The sequence below is a fragment of the Desulfovibrio sp. ZJ369 genome (assembly GCF_011039085.1).
Classification (GTDB): Bacteria; Desulfobacterota; Desulfovibrionia; order Desulfovibrionales; family Desulfovibrionaceae; genus Desulfovibrio.
Genome location: NZ_JAAKEI010000001.1, coordinates 1 through 18,260, shown reverse-complemented (window position 1 = coordinate 18,260; position 18,260 = coordinate 1). Strand labels below are relative to the sequence as shown.

Annotated in this window: 17 protein-coding genes and 1 pseudogene; 16 read left to right on the top strand and 2 right to left on the bottom strand. The window is 61.7% G+C overall.

The window, feature by feature from the left end; genetic code table 11:
* The first annotated feature begins 46 nt into the window (after positions 1–46).
* From G7Y51_RS00090 to aat, 7 genes are read left to right on the top strand one after another with little or no spacing between them, the layout of a single operon-like run.
* On the top strand, positions 47–988 hold the full coding sequence (locus G7Y51_RS00090) for a glycyl-radical enzyme activating protein (RefSeq protein WP_165174404.1): 942 nt from the start codon (positions 47–49) through the stop codon (positions 986–988).
* Between the two features lie 25 nt (positions 989–1,013).
* A complete protein-coding gene (locus tag G7Y51_RS00085; protein ID WP_165174403.1) occupies positions 1,014–2,441 on the top strand; it encodes a sigma 54-interacting transcriptional regulator in 1,428 nt (475 codons plus the stop codon).
* Positions 2,442–2,484: 43 nt separating this feature from the next.
* Complete coding sequence (gene radA / locus G7Y51_RS00080; protein WP_165174402.1) at positions 2,485–3,834, top strand: DNA repair protein RadA; 1,350 nt, start codon at positions 2,485–2,487, stop codon at positions 3,832–3,834.
* A gap of 15 nt (positions 3,835–3,849) precedes the next feature.
* Complete coding sequence (locus G7Y51_RS00075; RefSeq protein WP_165174401.1) at positions 3,850–4,491, top strand: class IV adenylate cyclase; 642 nt, start codon at positions 3,850–3,852, stop codon at positions 4,489–4,491.
* A gap of 35 nt (positions 4,492–4,526) precedes the next feature.
* Positions 4,527–4,847 (top strand): ATP-dependent Clp protease adaptor ClpS, encoded by a 321-nt coding sequence (locus G7Y51_RS00070; protein WP_165174400.1) that lies wholly within the window; start codon positions 4,527–4,529, stop codon positions 4,845–4,847.
* A gap of 9 nt (positions 4,848–4,856) precedes the next feature.
* A complete protein-coding gene (gene clpA / locus G7Y51_RS00065) occupies positions 4,857–7,175 on the top strand; it encodes an ATP-dependent Clp protease ATP-binding subunit ClpA (protein WP_165174399.1) in 2,319 nt (772 codons plus the stop codon).
* A gap of 14 nt (positions 7,176–7,189) precedes the next feature.
* Entirely contained in the window at positions 7,190–7,957 is a 768-nt protein-coding gene (aat, locus tag G7Y51_RS00060) for a leucyl/phenylalanyl-tRNA--protein transferase (RefSeq protein ID WP_165174398.1), read from the top strand.
* Here aat and G7Y51_RS00055 read toward each other — a convergent pair.
* Entirely contained in the window at positions 7,918–8,412 is a 495-nt protein-coding gene (locus tag G7Y51_RS00055; RefSeq protein ID WP_165174397.1) for a hypothetical protein, read from the bottom strand. The genes aat and G7Y51_RS00055 overlap by 40 nt on opposite strands.
* A 60-nt stretch (positions 8,413–8,472) precedes the next feature.
* Here G7Y51_RS00055 and uvrB point away from each other — a divergent pair, with 60 nt between their 5' ends.
* Genes uvrB through dapB form a run of 3 tightly spaced genes read left to right on the top strand, consistent with a single transcriptional unit; the run spans position 8,473 to position 13,509 of the window.
* On the top strand, positions 8,473–10,515 hold the full coding sequence (gene uvrB / locus G7Y51_RS00050) for an excinuclease ABC subunit UvrB (RefSeq protein WP_165174396.1): 2,043 nt from the start codon (positions 8,473–8,475) through the stop codon (positions 10,513–10,515).
* Between the two features lie 44 nt (positions 10,516–10,559).
* The gene (gene ligA, locus G7Y51_RS00045) at positions 10,560–12,725 is read left to right on the top strand and encodes an NAD-dependent DNA ligase LigA (RefSeq protein ID WP_165174395.1); all 2,166 of its coding nucleotides are present in this window, start codon (positions 10,560–10,562) and stop codon (positions 12,723–12,725) included.
* 4 nt (positions 12,726–12,729) lie between these two features.
* Positions 12,730–13,509: a 4-hydroxy-tetrahydrodipicolinate reductase gene (gene dapB, locus G7Y51_RS00040; RefSeq protein ID WP_165174394.1), complete on the top strand. Its 780-nt coding sequence runs from the start codon at positions 12,730–12,732 to the stop codon at positions 13,507–13,509.
* 182 nt (positions 13,510–13,691) lie between these two features.
* On the opposite strand, the gene G7Y51_RS00035 is transcribed toward dapB, so the two are convergent.
* Entirely contained in the window at positions 13,692–14,066 is a 375-nt protein-coding gene (locus G7Y51_RS00035) for an AraC family transcriptional regulator N-terminal domain-containing protein (protein WP_206214218.1), read from the bottom strand.
* A 381-nt stretch (positions 14,067–14,447) separates the two neighbouring features.
* Here G7Y51_RS00035 and G7Y51_RS00025 point away from each other — a divergent pair, with 381 nt between their 5' ends.
* From G7Y51_RS00025 to G7Y51_RS00005, 6 genes and pseudogenes are all read left to right on the top strand, one after another.
* Positions 14,448–15,206 (top strand): carboxymuconolactone decarboxylase family protein, encoded by a 759-nt coding sequence (locus G7Y51_RS00025; RefSeq protein ID WP_165174391.1) that lies wholly within the window; start codon positions 14,448–14,450, stop codon positions 15,204–15,206.
* Positions 15,207–15,554: 348 nt separating this feature from the next.
* Positions 15,555–16,193 (top strand): annotated as a pseudogene (locus tag G7Y51_RS13650) (GDSL-type esterase/lipase family protein); the annotation flags it as partial.
* Positions 16,194–16,274: 81 nt separating this feature from the next.
* The gene (locus tag G7Y51_RS13645; protein ID WP_241160082.1) at positions 16,275–16,682 is read left to right on the top strand and encodes a cupin domain-containing protein; all 408 of its coding nucleotides are present in this window, start codon (positions 16,275–16,277) and stop codon (positions 16,680–16,682) included.
* A gap of 48 nt (positions 16,683–16,730) precedes the next feature.
* Entirely contained in the window at positions 16,731–17,411 is a 681-nt protein-coding gene (locus G7Y51_RS00015) for a flavodoxin family protein (protein WP_206214216.1), read from the top strand.
* A gap of 73 nt (positions 17,412–17,484) precedes the next feature.
* Entirely contained in the window at positions 17,485–17,892 is a 408-nt protein-coding gene (locus tag G7Y51_RS00010; RefSeq protein ID WP_165174388.1) for a putative quinol monooxygenase, read from the top strand.
* 52 nt (positions 17,893–17,944) lie between these two features.
* Positions 17,945–18,115, top strand: coding sequence for a hypothetical protein (locus G7Y51_RS00005; protein ID WP_206214215.1), 171 nt, complete (start codon positions 17,945–17,947; stop codon positions 18,113–18,115).
* Positions 18,116–18,260: the final 145 nt, after the last annotated feature.

Here is an 18,260-nt window from a genome sequence, read left to right as displayed (position 1 = left end):
GGCAGCCCTCTTCCCGCGCCATACCCCCATATGGAAAGGAAGGCGTATGTGCCAGGAAGACGGTAAACGGCAAGGCGTTGTATTCAATATTCAGAAATATTCGGTGCATGACGGGCCGGGCATCCGGACCATTGTTTTTCTCAAGGGCTGCGCGCTCGCCTGTCGCTGGTGCAGCAATCCCGAATCCCAGAATGCGCGCCCCGAACTGGCATACAATGCCGGGCGTTGCCTGACGCTGGAGAAGTGCACGCGTTGTCTGGCGGCCTGCCCACGCGAAGCCCTGACGTGTGGAGAGGACGGCAAACTGCGCATTGACCGCTCTCGTTGCGAGGGCTGCGACATGCCCTGTGCCGAAGCCTGTCCGGCCCAGAGCCTTCTGGTGTACGGGAAAAAGCGGAGCGTTGAGGACGTGCTGGCCGCGGTGGAGCAGGATGCCGCCTTTTATACTCGCTCCAGCGGCGGCATGACTCTTTCCGGCGGCGAACCCTTGCTGCAGGGCGAGTTTGCCGTGGCCCTGCTGCGCGAGGCGCGTCGCAGAAGGATCAAAACCGCGGTGGAAACCTGCGGCATGGTCGCGCCGGAAACCGTGCGGGCTGCCGGGCCCTGGCTCAGTTACGCGCTTTTCGACATCAAACATCCGGACAGCGCCGTGCATGAGGCCCAGACCGGCCGGCCCAATGCGCGCATTCTGGAAAATTTCCGCATCCTGGCCGGGGAGTTCCCTGATCTGCCCATTCTGGCGCGCACGCCGGTGATTCCCGGCTTTAACGATAATGAGGAAGCCATCCGCGCCATAGCTTCCTTCCTGCGGCCTTTTGAGCGGGTCACCTACGAGCTCCTCCCGTATCATCGCCTGGGCACGCAGAAATATCATTTTCTGGATCGCCAACCGCCCATGGGGGATGTCACATTGGCGGAAGGCGTTCTGCCCCGGCTGCAACGCGTCGCACTGGACATTCTGGGCGAGCGGGTGCAAATTCCGCGCTAGGCGACACTTCAATCCGGATACTGCCATGACCGGCCGCTCCGCGGAGCTTCTTTCCAAATACTTTGAACACATTCTTGATGCCCTTTCCGACGGGGTGTTCATTTCCGACACATCGGGCACGGCCCTGCGCATCAACCGCATGTATGAGCAGTTGACCGGCCTGAAACAGGAAAACGTGCAGGGCAGGAATGTGCGCGCCCTGGTGGAAGAGGGCGTGTTTGATCGCATCCTGAATCCGGAAATAGTGCGCACCGGCAGGCCGGTCACACATGTGCAGCAGCTCAAAAACGGCAAAAAGCTGGTGCTTTCGGGCTTTCCGGTTTTTGACGAGGCCGGGGAGCTCTGCCTGGTGGTCACCTTCGCGCGGGACATCACCGTGCTTGCCCAGCTTCAGGATCAGGTAGCCGGGCAGTGCCGCCTCATTGATCAAATCAATGATCAATTGGCGTATATGGCCCATGAGGCCCGTGCCGGCGAGCCGGTCTTCGCCGGTCAGGCCATGAACGAGGTTGTGTCGCTGCTGACGCGCTTTGCCGCCACCGACGCCACAGTGCTGATTCTGGGAGAGACCGGCGCGGGCAAAGAGGTTTTTGCCCGCCTGACCCACAGCCTGAGCCCGCGCAAGGATAAAGTCCTGCTCAAAGTGGATTGCGGCGGCATTTCCGAGACGCTGACCGAATCCGAGCTGTTCGGCTATATGCCCGGCGCGTTCACCGGAGCCTCGCTCAAGGGCAAGGCCGGATACTTCGAGATCGCCGACGGCAGCACTATTTTTTTGGATGAAGTGGGCGAGTTGCCGCTGGCCATGCAGACACGTTTGCTGCGTGTGCTGCAGGACGGGGAAATAGTGAGGGTGGGCTCGTCCGCGCCGCGCAAGGTGGACGTGCGTGTCATTGCCGCCACCAATCGCGATCTGGCCGAAAGCGTGGAGGCCGGGACCTTTCGACGTGATTTGTATTATCGCCTGAACGTGGCCACAGTGCGGATTCCGCCTTTGCGCGAGCGCCCGGAGGACGTGCGCCCCCTGGCCGAGCACTTTCTGCGCCAGTATACGGCCAAGTACCGAAAATGTATGGCTTTCATGGACGTGACCCTGGAGTTGCTCAGCGGGTATGCCTGGCCCGGCAACGTGCGCGAGCTTCAGAACCTGATCCACAGCCTGGTGATCACCCTCAACGGCCCCTTGATTTCGCCAAGAGATCTGCCCGCGCAGATTTCCGGAGCGGATCGTGACGTTTCCCTGTATGACGAGGAGATTTTCGCGGCCCGGCGGCCCCTGAAGGAAATCATGGCCGACATGGAACGGGATTTTCTGCTGAAGGCTGTACAGGTGCACGGTTCCGTGCAAAAGGTCGCGGATTTTTTTCAAGTCAATCGCAGCACGATCTTCCGCAAGCTTCAGGCCCGGCGACCGGCCTCCAGGGCAAAAGGCCGCTCGCGTCAGACAGAGTGAGCCGAAGCTTGCTTCCGCCCTTTTTTTTCCGTAGTTTTCAGGCATGTCAAAGGCGCGTGAAGTGTTTATCTGCTCGGCCTGCGGGGCCCAGACCCCCCAGTGGCGCGGCCAGTGCCCCAAGTGCCGCGAATGGAACACGCTTCAGGCCGTGAGCCAGGCCCGGCAACCTGCCGGGCGGCAGCGCGCCGGGGCTGTTGCCGGGGCGGCGGCCGATCGCCCTGTGCCGTTGCGTGACGTGGCCGATGCCGGGCATACGCCTTACGGCAGCGGGCTCAAGGCCCTGGACAGAGTGCTGGGCAAAGGCCTGATGCCGGGCGCGGCCATTTTGCTGGGCGGCGAGCCGGGCATTGGCAAATCCACCCTGCTTTTGCAGGTGGCCGGTCTGGTGGCGGCCCAGGGGCGGCCCGTGCTCTATGCCAGCGGCGAGGAATCCCTGCCGCAGATCAAGGCCCGCGCCGAGCGGCTTGACATGCTCGATCCCAATTTGCTGGCAATGGCCACCTCACGGGTGGAAGACGTGCTGGAAGCCCTGAACGCCGCGCCGCCCGCCCTGGTGGTGGTGGATTCGGTGCAGACCCTGACCAGCCTTGAGGCCGAAGGCCTGCCCGGCAACGTCAGCCAGGTGCGCGCCGTGGCCACGGCCCTGCTGGAGGCCTGCCGCCGGCTGGGCTGCACCCTGATTCTGGTGGGGCATGTGACCAAGGACGGCGTGCTGGCCGGGCCGCGCCTGCTGGAGCACATGGTGGACACGGTGATTTCCCTGGAAGGGGATCGCCGCCAGATGTTCCGGCTTTTGCGCGTCTTCAAGAACCGTTTCGGCCCCAATGAAGAATTGCTGGTCTTTCGCATGGCCGAGAGCGGCATGCAGATTGTGGATGATCCCTCCACCTTTTTTCTGGGCGCGCGCGACGCATCGCTTTCCGGCACGGCCGTGGTCATGGCTGTGGACGGGCAGCGGCCCCTGGCCGTGGAAGTGCAGGCCCTGGTGGCGCGCACCTTTTTGAGCATCCCGCGCCGCGCGGCCCTGGGCTTTGACGCCAATCGCCTGCATCTGCTGCTGGCCGTGCTCGAAAAACGGCTCAAGCTCAATTTCGGGCAGGTCGATATCTATGCCAAGGTCGGGGGCGGCATGCGCCTGCAGGAGCCGGGCCTGGATCTGGCGCTGGTTGCCGCCGTGCTTTCCTCCTACTATGACGTGCCCCTGCCGGAAAAATGCGTGTTCTGGGGCGAGGTGGATCTCAACGGCCAGGTCCGGCATGTGGCCGCGCATGATTTGCGCCTTTCCCAGGCCCGGCGGCTGGGCTTTACGCCCATTGTGCACCCCGGCGCGGATCAGGGCGGCATTGCCGCCATTGCGGCCCTCCAGCAACGCCTGTTCCACAGAGGCGCATAGTATTCGGAGCCGGTCATGCCATTGGAAGTGGAGCGAAAATATCTCAATGTGGATTTTGAACTTCTGCGCCGCAGCCTTCAGGAACAGGGGGCGGAAAGTGCCGGAGCGCATTTTGAAAGCAATCTGATTTTCGACACCGCGGCGGGGCAGTTGCGTGCAAATCGCCGGCTTCTGCGCCTGCGCACCCGGGAATGGCCGGGCAGGATCCGCCATCTGCTCACGCTCAAGCTGCCTGTGCCGCACAGCGAGCATTTCAAGGTGCGTGAGGAGCATGAACTGGAAATCGCGGACAAGACCGCCATGCAGAACCTGCTGGAGGGCATGGGCTACGGCGTGGCCGCGCGCTACGAAAAAATCCGCGAGCCCTGGCGGCTGGAAGACGTGGAAGTGGAACTGGATATCCTGCCTTTTGCAAATGTAGTGGAAATGGAAGGCCCGGCCGGGCGCATCTCCAGCGTCCAGCAGCGACTGGGCCTTGACAATGCGCAAATAAGCATCAAAACTTATCATCAGTTGCATCAGGACTGGCGCCTCCGATACAGCCTGCCGCCGGCCCTTTCCTTTGTCTTTGACAAGGAGCAGAATCAGCTCTGGCGGCAAAGGCTGGGCCTGACATACAAGGCAGCCCCGCAGCCGGGAGAGGAGCCTTTGCCCTGATCAAGACGCGGATCATCAGTGAGGAGAAGCATCCCATGCCTTTGCATACTTCGGGCGAGTCCGACGGAGAAATCCGGATCATCGTCGAAAAAAAGCTCAAAGAGCCGGATCGCTATCTTGTATTGCTGCATAATGACGACTACACCAGCATGGATTTTGTGGTCGACGTTCTCTGCGGGATTTTTCATAAATCCCCGCAGGAAGCCGCAGCCATCACCCTGGCCGTGCATCAGCGCGGCGTGGGCGAGTGCGGCGTCTTTACCCATGAAGTAGCCGAAGCCAAGGTCAGCCGGGTCCACCGGCAGGCACGGGCTGCCGGTTTTCCCCTTAAATGCACTATGGAAAAGATCCATTGAGAAAAAGATATGCTGAGTAAAAATGTACAGGGAGTCCTCAGGGATGCGCTCATGGAAGTGCAGCGGCGCAGGCACGATCTGCTCACTGTGGAGCATGTGCTTTACGCGCTGACCAACAGCATGAAAGGGCGGATTATCCTGGAAGGCAGCGGGGTCAGCGTGGCCGTGCTGCGTGAACAGCTGGAGGGTTTTTTCCGCACCGAGCTGGAGCCTGTGGAGCGCGCGGCCAATCCTGAAGTCACCCAGACCGAAGGCGTGCAGCGCGTGCTGGAACGGGCGCTCAACCATATTCGCTCGGCGGGCCGAGACTCCGTGGAACTCGGAGACCTGCTGATTTCGATCATGGACGAGGACGAAAGCTACGCGGTTTTTTATCTGCACAAGCAGGGCGTGGAACGCCTGGATGTGCTGACCTTTGTCTCGCACGGCCTGGAAGAGGGCGGCGGCTCTCGCGGCGTGGAAAAAGAAAACAGTGATGAACGCGCGGCCAAGGGCGACCCTTTGAAGCAGTATGCCGTTGATCTCACGGAGCGCGCCCGGGAAGGGAAAATCGATCCTCTGGTGGGGCGTGAGCAGGAACTGGATCGCGCCATTGAGGTGCTCTGCCGTCGCCGCAAGAACAACCCGCTTTTTGTGGGCGATCCGGGCGTGGGCAAAACGGCTCTGGCCGAGGGCCTGGCACTGCGCATAGCCCAGGGCCGGGTGCCCGAACTCTTTGCCAAGACCCGGCTCTTTGCCCTGGATATGGGGCTGGTGCTTGCAGGCACCCGCTACAGGGGCGATTTTGAAGGACGGCTCAAGGCCATTGTCCAGGCCCTGAAAGCCTTGCCGGACGCCATTTTGTTCATTGACGAGATCCATACCATCGTGGGAGCCGGCTCCACCTCCGGCGGTTCCATGGATGCTTCCAATCTGCTCAAGCCCGTGCTGGCAAGCGGCGAGCTGCGGTGCATCGGCTCCACCACCTATGAAGAATTCCGCAATAACCTCGAAAAAGATCGCGCCCTGGCCCGCCGTTTTCAGCGCATTGATCTGCACGAGCCGAGCATAGACGAATGTGTGGCCATCCTGCAGGGTCTGGAAGAGCGCTATGCCGATCACCACAAGGTACGCTACAGCCAGCCGACGCTGAAAGCCATGGTGGAACTTTCGGCCCGCCATGTGCGGGATCGCCTTTTGCCGGACAAAGCCATTGACGTCATGGATGAAGCCGGGGCGGCCGTGCGTCTCAGATACAGTGACGGCAAGCGCGTCCCGACTGCCGGCAAAAACGCGCGCCCGGCCGTGAGCATGGCGGATGTGGAGCGGGTAGTGGCCCGCATGGCGGGCATTCCGCTGCGCACTGTTTCCGGGCGGGAGCGGACCAGGCTGGCCGGTCTGGAAAAGGAATTGAAAAACATGGTCTTTGGCCAGGATCAGGCCATTGAGCTGACCGTGCGGGCCATTCTGCGCGCCAGGGCAGGGCTTGGGCAGGAACAGCGCCCGGCCGGGGCCTTTTTATTCTACGGCCCCACAGGCGTTGGCAAAACAGAGGTGGCGCGCAGCCTGGCGCAGAGCCTGGGGGTGGAATTTCTGCGCTACGACATGAGCGAATACATGGAAAAGCACGCGGTTTCCCGGCTGATCGGCGCGCCTCCGGGCTATGTGGGCTTTGATCAGGGCGGTCTGCTCACCGAGGCCGTGCGCAAGGCTCCCTATTCCGTGGTCTTGCTCGACGAGGTGGAAAAAGCCCACCCGGACATCTTCAATGTGCTGCTGCAAGTCATGGATTACGCGACCCTGACGGACAACACCGGGCGCAAAACCGACTTTTCGCATGTCATCCTGATCATGACCTCCAATGCCGGGGCCTTTGAAATGTCCCGTCAAGCTATGGGCTTTGCCGACGCCGCGCCTCAGGACGCGGCCCGCAAGGGCCTCAGGGCCGTGGAAAACCTTTTCACCCCCGAGTTCCGCAACCGTCTGGACGCGCTGGTGCCCTTCCAGAGCCTGTCGCGGGAAATGATGCTGCGCATTGTGGACAAGTTCACGGCGCAAATCCGGAAAACCCTTGCGCAACGCAACGTCAGACTGAGCGTGAGCGACAAGGCGCGGCAATGGCTGGCCGACAAGGGCTTTGATCCGGCCATGGGCGCGCGGCCGTTGCGCCGCCTGCTGCGCAACGAGCTGGAGGATCGCCTGGCCCATGAGCTCTTGTTCGGCTCATTGAAAAAAGGCGGCGCGGCGCGCCTGACGCTCAAGGGCGACGCCCTGGCCCTTGAGCCGGCGGGGCCCGTGCTTTCCCCGCGCGCCCCGGCCAAAGCCGCGCCGGAACTTGCGCGGGTGTGAACGGCAGAGCCGGGATGCTCCGGACATTCACAAGCCTGGCCGCGCAATTTCCGCCGCCACAGGCGGCGCGTGCCGACGGGCTGCTCTGCATGGGCGGGGATTTGCGGCCAGAGCGCCTTTTGGCTGCCTACAGCCGGGGCATTTTCCCCTGGTATGAGCAGGGCCTGCCCATCCTCTGGTGGTCGCCGGACCCGCGTTGCGTGTTGCCGCTGGACGGTTTCAGGCTGCCGCGGCGCAGCGCCCGCGCCCTGCGCCGGCATCCCTTTGAGCTCACGCTGGACGCGGCTTTCAATGAGGTGATACGGGCTTGTGCCGCACCCCGCAGCACAGGGCCCGGCACATGGCTCAGCCCGGAAATGATCGCGGCTTACGAAAAACTGCATGTGCTGGGCTTTGCCCATTCCGTGGAGGCCTGGCAAGACGGGCGTCTGGCAGGCGGCCTGTACGGCGTGGCGCTGGGGCGGGCCTTTTTCGGCGAGTCCATGTTTCATGTGCGGGCCGAGGCCTCGCGCGCGGCCCTGGCCGGTCTGGTGGCCCTTTTGCGTCTGCGCGGCGCTCTGTTGCTGGATTGCCAGCAGGAAACGCCGCACATCATGCGCATGGGCGGTCTGTTGTTGCCGCGCGCGGTCTTTCTCGCGCAGCTCGCGCACGCTCTGGAGCCTGCGCGCGCGTTTGCGGGCAGGGATCCGCACGGGTCGGACGCTGCGGCTTTTCCGTGGAGGCCCTGGGAAACGGCTTACGTCTACTCCGTGAGCAAGGGCTCGTGGACGGCCAGATCGTAAAAGCCCCGTGCCGTGAAAGCAAGCGGATAACCGGGCGCCGCGTCAAAGCGGATGAATCCCGTGCTCTTGCCTTCGGGTATGTCTCCCAGGGGCGCCACGCCCAGAGGCACGGGCAGATCCAGGGGGCAGACCGTGATCTTTTCAATGTGCCCGGCGTAGCGTTGCTCAAGATAGTCCAGCAAGGCCCGGCTTTCTTCAGCGGTAAAGGCTTCCAGCACGCAGCGCAGCGCGGCTTCCCGCGTCGCGCCCTGCAAGGCCTCCGGCGGCACGGAGGGGTCGGGCGCGCCTACCGGAGCCAGGCTTTCAAGCGCGGCCAGCTCCTCTTCCGTTGCCCCGTGGCGGAAGATATGCACGTCCACATGGCGGCGGCCTTTAAAGGCCCGCAGGGTAGCGACCATGATGTAAATTCTTTGCAGAGGGGCATCCGGCGGCGCGGCAAGAAAGTTTTTTTCCATGTTTTTTCCTGTTGACGACAGTTGACGGATTTACCGCTTTATAACCGAAAAGCAGAACCTATGGAAGACCTCGAAAGCTCTCCTTTTCTTCTCCAGACCGGCTATACGCCCACGGGCGATCAGCCCGCCGCCATTGCCGCCCTGACCGAGAACCTCCGGGCGGGGGTGCCCGCCCAGGTGCTGCTCGGCGTGACCGGATCGGGAAAAACCTTCAGCATGGCCAACGTGATCGCCCGCTGCAATCGTCCGGCCCTGGTGCTCGCGCCCAATAAAACCCTGGCAGCGCAGCTCTACAACGAATTTCGCGAGTTGTTCCCGCGCAATGCCGTTGAGTACTTCGTGAGCTATTATGATTACTACCAGCCTGAGGCCTATGTGCCTGCCTCGGACACATATATTGAAAAAGATTCCGCCATCAACGACAATATTGACAAATTGCGCCATGCGGCCACGCACGCCCTGTTGACGCGGCGCGACGTGATCATTGTGGCTTCGGTATCCTGCATTTACGGTCTCGGCTCGCCGGAATTCTACGCCAAAATGGTCATTCCCGTGGAGGTGGGGCAGCGCCTGCCCATGGACGAGCTGATCAGCCGCCTGGTGGAGGTGCACTATGAGCGCAATGACTATGACTTTCATCGCGGCACGTTCCGGGTACGCGGCGACGCTCTGGAAATCATTCCGGCCTACCGCCATGAGCGCGCCCTGCGCGTGGACTTTTTCGGGGACGACATTGACGCCATCCGCGACGTGGACCCGCTCACCGGCGAAGTGCTGGCCGAGATGAGCAAAACCGTGCTGTATCCGGCCAGTCACTTTGTCTCGGCACAGGACAATCTGAAGCGCGCGGCCTCGGACATCCGCAGCGAGCTGGCCCAACGGCTCACATACTTTAAAGAGCACGGCAAGCTTGTGGAGGCCCAGCGCCTGGAGCAACGCACCCAGCTTGACCTGGAGATGATTGAGGAACTGGGCTACTGCAACGGTATTGAGAACTACACGCGCCATCTGGACGGCCGCAAGCCGGGCCAGCCGCCCTCCTGCCTGCTCAACTATTTCCCGCGTGATTTTATTTTGTTTGTGGATGAGTCGCACATCACCGTGCCGCAGATAGGCGGCATGTACAAAGGAGATCGCTCGCGCAAGCTGACCCTCGTGGAGTACGGCTTCCGCCTGCCCTCGGCGCTGGACAACCGCCCTTTGCAGTTCAACGAGTTTACGGCCCTGCTCAATCAGGTGGTCTATGTTTCGGCCACGCCCGGCCGCTATGAGCTGGATCAGGCCCAGGGCGTCGTGGCCGAGCAGATCATCCGGCCCACGGGCCTGGTGGATCCGGAAGTGGAAGTGCGCCCCACAAAAGGCCAGATGGAAGATCTTCTGGGCGAATGCCGGGCCCGGATCACGCGCGGCGAGCGCGTGCTCGTGACCACCCTGACCAAGCGCATGGCCGAGGATTTGACCGAATATTGCTGCAACATGGGCGTCAAGGCCCGCTACCTGCATTCGGATATTGACACGCTGGAACGCCTGCAGATCATCCGCGCCCTGCGTCTGGGCGAATTTGACGTGCTGGTTGGCATCAACCTCTTGCGGGAAGGTCTGGATATTCCTGAAGTCTCCCTGGTCTGCATCCTGGACGCGGACAAGGAGGGCTTTTTGCGCTCCACGGGCTCGCTGATCCAGACCTTTGGCAGGGCGGCGCGCAATGTCCAGGGCAAGGTGATTCTGTATGCGGACACGATCACGGCTTCCATGAAGGCGGCCATGGACGAGACGGCCCGCCGCAGGGCCAAACAGTCGGCCTTTAATCAAGAGCATGGCATCACGCCCCGCAGCACGCGGAAAAGCCTTGAATCTCCGCTGGATACGCTGTATGTGGAGAATGAGGCCGGTCATGGCCGCGGCAAAGGCCGCGGCAAGGGTAAAGCAAAAGCCGACGGCGAGGAGGCCATGCCCCTGACGGCCGAGGCTGCCGCTGCCCTGGTGCTCAAACTGGAAAAGGAAATGCGTCAGGCCGCGCGCGATCTGGAGTTTGAGCAAGCCGCGGAGCTGCGCGATCGCATCCGCAGCCTGCGCGCCCGGCTCATGGCCCTGCCCGAATAAGAAATTCTGGTCAAGGTTTTTTCTACACTCTCTAAAGGCTCTTCATGTCCCAGCACCGCAAACCCGCAGACACTGCGGATCAACATTCGCTTCTCTCCCCGCAGCCCACTGCCGGGGAGCGGAGCCGCGCGCAATGGCTGGCCGCCGAGCTTGAGCGCCACAATTACCTGTATCACAGTTTGGACGCCCCGGAAATCAGCGACGATCACTACGACGCCCTGTTCCGCGAACTGGCGGATCTGGAGGAACGCTGGCCCCAGTTGCGCAGCCCGCATTCCCCGACCTTGCGCGTGGGCGGCAGGCTGCTGGACGGCCTGGCCAAAAAAAGACACAGCCGCCGGATGTACGGCCTGGACAATGTTTTTTCCGGCGAGGAGTGGCGCGATTTTGTGGAGCGCATGCAGCGCGCCTGGGATGAGGAGGCCAATGGCCCGCTGCCGCGCGCTTTTTGGTGTGATCCCAAGCTGGACGGTCTGGCCCTGGAAATCATCTACGAAAACGGCGTGCTGAAGGAAGCTTTGACCAGGGGCGACGGCGAGGTGGGCGAAGTGGTCACCGAGGCCGTGCGCACCATCCGCACCGTGCCCCTGCGCCTGCTGGGGGATGGGCCGTTTCCCGCCTTGCTCGAAGTGCGCGGCGAAGTGGTTCTGTTCAAAGAGGATTTTCTTGCGCTCAATGCCAGGCAGGAGGCCTTGGGGCAGAAGACCTTTGCCAACCCGCGCAATGCCGCGGCCGGAACCCTGCGCCAGTTGGATCTTTCAGTGACCGAATCCCGGCCCCTGCGTTTTCTGGCCTACAGCCTGGGTCAGGCGCATTGGCCGCCGGCCCCGCCGTGCGGTTTTCAGCATGTTTTGATGGAACGCCTGCGGGCCTATGGCTTTCTGACTCCGCCGCAGGGCAAGTTGTGCCGTGATCCCGCGGAAGTGGAAAACTATGTGCAAGGGGTGCGCGGGCAGCGTCAGGATTTTCCCATGGAAATCGACGGGGCTGTAGCCAAGCAGGATAATCTGGAAGCCCAGGAGGCTTTGGGTTTCACGGCCCGCGCGCCGCGATTCGCCGTGGCCTTCAAGTTTCCGGCCATGCAGGCCCAAACCCTGCTCACGGGCATTGACATTCAGGTGGGCCGCACCGGCGTGCTCACGCCTGTGGCTGTTCTGCGGCCCGTGGCCGTGGGCGGGGTGATGGTTTCGCGGGCCACCCTGCATAATGAGGATGAAATCCGGGCCCGCGACGTGCGCGTGGGCGACACGGTCATTGTGCAACGCGCCGGGGATGTGATTCCCGAAGTGGTGGGGCCGGTGCTTGCCCGGCGGCCGGCCGAGGCCGTGGAATTTGTTTTCCCGCATGTCTGCCCGGCCTGCGGCGAACCTGCGCGCCGCGAGCCCGGCGAGGCTGCCTGGCGTTGCGGCAACCTTTCCTGCCCGGCGGTGCGTCTGCGCGCCATCAGCCATTTTGTCTCCAAGGCGGGGCTGGATATTCAGGGCGTGGGCCAGAAATGGATTACGCAACTGGTGGGTTCGGGCCGCGTGCAATCCCCGGCGGATCTGTTTACGCTCAACATTGCGGATCTGCTGGGCTTTGAGCGCATGGGCGAAGTGCTGGCGCAAAAATTCGTGGACGCGCTGGATCAGGCCCGGCATACCGCCCCCCTGGGGCGTCTGATCAGCGCCCTGGGCATCCGCCATGTGGGCGAGCAGACTGCGCGCCTGCTGGCAGGCCGCTTTCACGATCTTGACGCGCTGGGCCAGGCTGATGTTGCAACCTTGCAGGCCCTGCCGGATGTGGGGCCGGAGGTGGCGGCTTCCATCCACAACTTTTTTGAAAGCCCGGCCAACCGGGCCTTGCTGGCCCGCTTTCGCGAACTGGGGCTTTGGCCTGTCTCCCGCGAAATCGTGTCCTCGTCCGAGGAAGTATCCGCCCGTTCTTCTGCAATGAGCGGTACGGAAGTCGCGCGCGGGCCGCTGGCCGGCAAAAACGTGCTTTTTACCGGTTCCCTTTCCATGCCGCGCGCTCAGGCCCAGCGGCTGGCCGAGGCTGCCGGGGCAATCCCGGCGGGCAGCGTCAACAGGAAACTGGATTATCTGGTGGCGGGGGACAAGCCGGGCAGCAAACTGGCCAGGGCGCAGGCTCTGGGCATTACGGTTCTGGACGAGGCTGCCTTCGCCGAACTGCTGGCCGCTTCGGGAATAACATTGGACACAAGCGAGTAAGACAATGAGCACAGCCATCATCGTGGTGGGGGCCGCCGGACGCATGGGCAGGACCATCAGCACTCTGGCGGCCGCAGATCCGGCTTACAGGCTGGCCGGTCTGGTGGACGACAAGGATCATCTGGCTGGTCTGGCCGGGGCGGATTGTCCTGTTGCCGCCACGCTGGAGGAAATTCTTCCGCAGGCTCCGGGCGCGGTGATCATCGACTTTACAGCTCCTGCCGTGAGCCTGGAGTCGGCCCGCAGCGCGGCCCGCGCCGGTCATGCTTTGGTCATCGGCACGACCGGTTTCACTGAAGCCCAGATGGGAGAATTGCGCGCCTTAGCTGCCAAATCGCCGCTTTTCTGGTCTTCCAACATGAGCATCGGCGTCAATGTGCTCCTGAAAATTCTGCCGGAGCTGACGCGCGCCCTGGGCGAGAGCTATGATATTGAAATGGTTGAGCTGCACCATAACCGCAAAAAGGATGCGCCCAGCGGCACGGCTCTGACCCTGGGCGAATGTCTGGCCAGGGCGCGAGGCTGGGAGCTTGGGGATGTGCGCTGCTCCGGCCGGGATGGCATTATCGGCGAACGCCCCAGGGCGCAGATCGGCATCCAGGCTGTGCGCGGCGGGGACGTGGTGGGCGTGCATACCGTCTACTTCATGGGGCCGGGCGAGCGCATTGAGGTCAGCCATCAGGCCCACTCGCGCGAAACCTTTGCCCAGGGCGCTCTGCGGGCCGCCGCCTGGTTGGCGACGCGCAAACCCGGCAGGCTTTACGGCATGCAGGACATGTTTTAGAGCGTTTTGCTTATGAAGTTACCTAGAGCAGATTACCTTTGACTTTTTATGAAAGTCAAAGGTGGCATTCAGGCGAAAAACGCGGTTTTCGCCTGAATGTACGCCGCGTTGCGGCGGCTGCCGCTTTCGCGTCAGCAGAGCATTTTCAAAGAAAAAATGCTCTAACGCTGTCGCCAGAGCGTTCAGCTCATTTCATGAGCAAAACGCTCTGGAACGCGCTCGGCAAATCCACCCCTGCAATACTGCCCTTCCGCGTACCGATATTCCCGCTCTCCGATCACGGCGCATTTGCTTCCCTGTACAACCAACGCCACTGACGGTTTGCCGAAGCAACTGTCGGCCTTGTTGATCTCCTGACGCCGCGAGAGTGTCAAGCCTTCAAACATTTCTTTCAGTTCCTCGCGTATTCGTTCCCTTTCGTCGTCAGCAACAGCCGTCATCGTGTCTGACCTCCTGCCTGTCTGCTGGAATACAATCTCTGTTTGGGAAAACCCTGCCACAACTTTTTTCTTCGGGAAGCCCTTTGGGAATTTTGGGCAATAAATTGCGAGAAACATATCTGTCATCCATGACGTGCCCGGCTTATTCTGCATTTATGCGGCGTGGCCGTTTTCCATTTCCAAACCGGAATAGAGCATTTTGCTTTTGAAATTATTCAATTTCAAAAGCGGCGCTGCCATCATTTCGCCTGAAAAGCGTGGTTTTCAGGCTCATTCGGCGCGGGCGTCCGCTCCCGCGGCCGCCAGAGCGGTTGCCGTTTTCAACAGCAAACCGCTCTAAAGGAATTCCCCGCGATTCGGGAGGTGTTTCATGGCGAAGGGTGATCACATCTTACGTTTTCAGTTTTTTTCCTTGCGGCCCTGACGGCGCTTTCTTTCCTGGGGAACGCGCCTTCGGCGTGGGCCGCCCAATCCCAGCCCGAAAAGGGAGTTCAGGCTATGGACAGATCGCTGACGGCGGAAAAAAACAGGCAAAAATTTTTGGGTAACACGCCGTCCGCTCTGACGAAGAGCGATCCCGATCTCGCCGCCATGCGCGACCGTTTCGTCTATGGCGAAATCGCGGAACGCGGCACGCTCGACGACCGGCAGCGGATGCTCATCACTCTGGTGACGCTGACCGCCAGCCAGACCCTTGCCGACATCAGGGCGCACACGGAGGCCGCGCTTCGCGTCGGCGTCAGCCCGGCGGAAATCAAGGAGGCGCTCTATCAGTGCGCGCCCTACGTCGGTTTTCCCAAAACGGAAAGCGCGGTGCGTCTGGTCAATGACGTTTTTAGCGAAAAAGGCATCACCCTTCCGGTGGAGAGCCAGGCCACGGTGACGGAAGCGAGCCGCTTTCAGGACGGGCTGGCCACTCAGAAAGCCATCTTCGGAGACGTTATCGACAAGATGCACGCAACGGCTCCCGCAGGACAGAAGGACATCAAGGTGAATTACCTTTCCGCCTTCTGCTTCGGGGACATCTACACGCGCAAGGCGCTTGATCTGAAAACCCGCGAACTGCTGACCTTTTCCATCATCAGCGCATTGGGCGGCTGCGAGGCGCAGGTCAAGGCCCATGTGCAGGGCAATGTGAATATGGGCAACAGCAAACAGAACCTCATTGATGCGCTGGCCCAGATGCTGCCCTACATCGGCTTCCCCCGCACCCTGAACGCCCTCGGCTGCGTCAACGCCGTCCTGCAGGATTCCTGAGCTCAAACCATATCGGATGAAGTGAGCATCGTCCCTGGAGCATTTTTTGATTGAAAATATCCATCTCCTGAAGCAAGGCGGGGATGCAGATTCAGGCAACTTTCAACGATATGACGGGGAGAGATGATAACACGGGCAAAACTGATGGCCGCAATGTGGCTTGTCCTCTTTGCAGGATGCGCCGCCGCCGTCGCCGTCGCCGCCGACGCGAAGAAGCGCATTCTGGTATTCGGCGATTCCAACACGTTCGGCTAGAGCGGTTTGCTGTTGGAAACGGCAACCGCTCTGGCGGCCGCGGGAGCGGACGCCCGCGCCGAATGAGCCTGAAAACCGCGTTTTTCAGGCGAAATGATGGCAGCGCCGCTTTTGAAATTGAATAATTTCAAAAGCAAAATGCTCTATTTCGAGGACGCGCAGGGAGTGGTGGGGCGTTTGCCTCTGCATGTGACCTGGCCCGGCAGGATGGCCGAACGGCTGGGGCCTGAGTACGAGGTGGTGGTCGAGGGGCTGAGCGGGCGCACCACCGCCCTCGACAGCCCCGCGCGATCCGGCACGGGCGTCATTCCGGGCGCGGGCATGAACGGGGCCGCATATCTTCCGGCGGCGCTCTCTTCGCATATGCCGCTTGATATGGTCATCATCATGTTGGGGACCAATGACCTGCGCAAGGATCGCAATCGCAGCGCCGCGGACATCGCGTCAGGCGTGGCGGCGCTCGCCGCCATCGTCACCGGGGGCGAGTGGCAGCAGCGCACGCGCTTTCCCGCTCCCCGGGCGCTCGTAATCTGCCCGCCAAAGCTGGATATTCAACAAAGCGCCTATAAAACCTTTTTTGAAGGTTCCCTCGCCAAAAGCGAAGCCCTCCCCGGCCTCCTCCGCCCGCTGGCCGAAGCCGCCGGAGCCGCCTTTTTCGATGCGGCAAGCGTGGTCCCCTTCGCCGAAGAACCGGATGAAATCCATCTCACGCCGGAAAACCACGCCGCGCTGGGCAAGGCTGTGGCCGGGGAAGTCAAAAAGGCGTTCGGGGATGCCCGCCCCATGAACGATGCAACACGCAAGGAGGCAAGCATGAACGAAATCAAGGAACTCTTCCCGCGGGGCGGGGCGAATACGGCCTATGCCCAATACTTCGTGGGCAACAGCTATCTGAACATGCTGTCCACGGAAGGCGTGGTCATCGGCAACGTGACCTTCGAGCCCGGCTGCCGCAACAACTGGCACATCCACCATGCCGCCAGGGGCGGCGGGCAGATTCTGCTCTGCACCGCCGGGCGCGGCTGGTATCAGGAATGGGGCAGGCCCGCCCGGGAACTGCGCCCCGGCGACGTGGTGAACATTCCCGCCGGGGTCAAGCATTGGCACGGCGCGGCCAGGGACAGCTGGTTCGTCCATCTGGCCGTGGAGGTTCCGGGAGAAAACGCCCGGAACGAATGGCTCGAAACCGTCAGCGAGGCGGACTACAGCCAACTTCCCTGAAATGCCGTTTATGAAAACGAGCATGGATCACCAGATGAGGAACCGCGCATGGACAGTGCGAGAAATACGAAAGCCAGCATGATGACGCGCCGCTGCCTGCTGAAAATGGCCGGGGGCGCGCTGGCCCTGAACCTTCTGCCCCGCCTGATTTCCCCCGCCGACGTTCTGGCGGGCGACACTGGAGGAATACCCATGAAAATCATCGTTCTCACCGGCAGCCCCCACCGTCAGGGAACGTCGGCGCTGCTGGCCGACGAATTCATCGCCGGGGCGACGTCCAGGGGACATACCATCGTCCGTTTCGATACGGCCTTTGAGCAGGTCGGCCCCTGCCGCGCCTGCTATTATTGCGACAAGCACAACGGGGAATGTGTCCAGAAAGACGCCATGCAAAAGATTCTGCCGGAAATCCTGTCGGCGGATATGATCGTGCTGGTCACGCCGCTCTATTACTTCGGCATGACGGCCCAACTGAAAACCGTTCTGGACCGCCTGATGCCGCAGCGCGAGGCCCTGCGCAGGCGCCCCGTGAAATCCGCCATGCTCGTCACCTGCGGGAGCGATACGGACTGGAACATGGACGCGATCATGGCCCATTACAAGGTACTGCTGCGCTACCTCCCGTGGGAGGATCAGGGCGTGGTGCTCGCCAGGAACGTCTTCGCCCGCAAGGACATCGAAGGCACGGCCTATCCCCGGGCGGCGAAGGCCCTGGGAGAGAGCCTGTAGCCCGCGCTTTTTGCAGCGGAAAAACATAAAAAACGGCGCGGAAAAACAATTTTTGCGCCCAAAGGAGACCCCCATGACCATCCGTCATTTCCTTTGCTCCGCCCTGTTGGCGGCTCTTGCAGCCTTCCCCGCCCTGGGAACGGCCCACGCCGCCGACGCAACCTCCATCCGCATGGCCCATCTGCGCATCAAGCCCGACCAGCTGGAGGCGTTCACCGCCGCCGTGAAGGAAGAGATGGAGGCGGCCCTGCGCCTTGAGCCCGGCGTAGTGGCCCTCTATGCCGTAGCGGAAAAGGACGATCCCACAAAATGGACCTTCTTTGAGATGTATGTGGATGAGGCCGCCTATCAAACCCACCGCGATACACCTCATTTCCAGAAGTATTTCCACACTACAAAGGATATGATCGCGGAGCGCGTGCTGCTGGAGGCCGTGCCCGTCGAGCTGCGCGACAAGCACAATACGCCCGCCGCCAGGTAGCGCCGCCCGAACGACGCATCCCGCCCACGCACGGTTCGCGCAGGGGCGGGGGATGCCAGCCGCCGATCCGGGCATCGGCTTCGTGCCCTTCAGCCCGCTCGGAAAAGGGATGCTCGCGGGCCGCTTCACGAAAGCGTCAAGATTCGCTGCCGACGACTTCCGTAGCGCCATCCCCCGGTTCAATCCGCACAATCTCCGGCGCAACGCCCAAATAGACTATTAACTAAATAACGTTTTAATATCATCCAGAGTTCCATTCACATGAAACCTGGCAAAAAGAGCCATCGTCAAGTCAACCATGTGCAGACTTCGTGAAACAACGACCGACTTTCGGCGGAATCTGGCAAACCAGTGACGCTGGCGACAAT

What these genes read in the sequence shown, in the direction of transcription:
- G7Y51_RS00090 (WP_165174404.1), top strand. Translation starts at nt 47, where the DNA reads ATGTGCCAGGAAGACGGTAAACGGCAAGGCGTTGTATTCAATATTCAG.
- G7Y51_RS00085 (WP_165174403.1), top strand. Translation starts at nt 1,014, where the DNA reads ATGACCGGCCGCTCCGCGGAGCTTCTTTCCAAATACTTTGAACACATT.
- radA (WP_165174402.1), top strand. Translation starts at nt 2,485, where the DNA reads ATGTCAAAGGCGCGTGAAGTGTTTATCTGCTCGGCCTGCGGGGCCCAG.
- G7Y51_RS00075 (WP_165174401.1), top strand. Translation starts at nt 3,850, where the DNA reads ATGCCATTGGAAGTGGAGCGAAAATATCTCAATGTGGATTTTGAACTT.
- G7Y51_RS00070 (WP_165174400.1), top strand. Translation starts at nt 4,527, where the DNA reads ATGCCTTTGCATACTTCGGGCGAGTCCGACGGAGAAATCCGGATCATC.
- clpA (WP_165174399.1), top strand. Translation starts at nt 4,857, where the DNA reads ATGCTGAGTAAAAATGTACAGGGAGTCCTCAGGGATGCGCTCATGGAA.
- aat (WP_165174398.1), top strand. Translation starts at nt 7,190, where the DNA reads ATGCTCCGGACATTCACAAGCCTGGCCGCGCAATTTCCGCCGCCACAG.
- G7Y51_RS00055 (WP_165174397.1), bottom strand. Translation starts at nt 8,412, where the DNA reads ATGGAAAAAAACTTTCTTGCCGCGCCGCCGGATGCCCCTCTGCAAAGA.
- uvrB (WP_165174396.1), top strand. Translation starts at nt 8,473, where the DNA reads ATGGAAGACCTCGAAAGCTCTCCTTTTCTTCTCCAGACCGGCTATACG.
- ligA (WP_165174395.1), top strand. Translation starts at nt 10,560, where the DNA reads ATGTCCCAGCACCGCAAACCCGCAGACACTGCGGATCAACATTCGCTT.
- dapB (WP_165174394.1), top strand. Translation starts at nt 12,730, where the DNA reads ATGAGCACAGCCATCATCGTGGTGGGGGCCGCCGGACGCATGGGCAGG.
- G7Y51_RS00035 (WP_206214218.1), bottom strand. Translation starts at nt 14,066, where the DNA reads ATGTTTCTCGCAATTTATTGCCCAAAATTCCCAAAGGGCTTCCCGAAG.
- G7Y51_RS00025 (WP_165174391.1), top strand. Translation starts at nt 14,448, where the DNA reads ATGGACAGATCGCTGACGGCGGAAAAAAACAGGCAAAAATTTTTGGGT.
- G7Y51_RS13645 (WP_241160082.1), top strand. Translation starts at nt 16,275, where the DNA reads ATGAACGAAATCAAGGAACTCTTCCCGCGGGGCGGGGCGAATACGGCC.
- G7Y51_RS00015 (WP_206214216.1), top strand. Translation starts at nt 16,731, where the DNA reads ATGGACAGTGCGAGAAATACGAAAGCCAGCATGATGACGCGCCGCTGC.
- G7Y51_RS00010 (WP_165174388.1), top strand. Translation starts at nt 17,485, where the DNA reads ATGACCATCCGTCATTTCCTTTGCTCCGCCCTGTTGGCGGCTCTTGCA.
- G7Y51_RS00005 (WP_206214215.1), top strand. Translation starts at nt 17,945, where the DNA reads ATGCCAGCCGCCGATCCGGGCATCGGCTTCGTGCCCTTCAGCCCGCTC.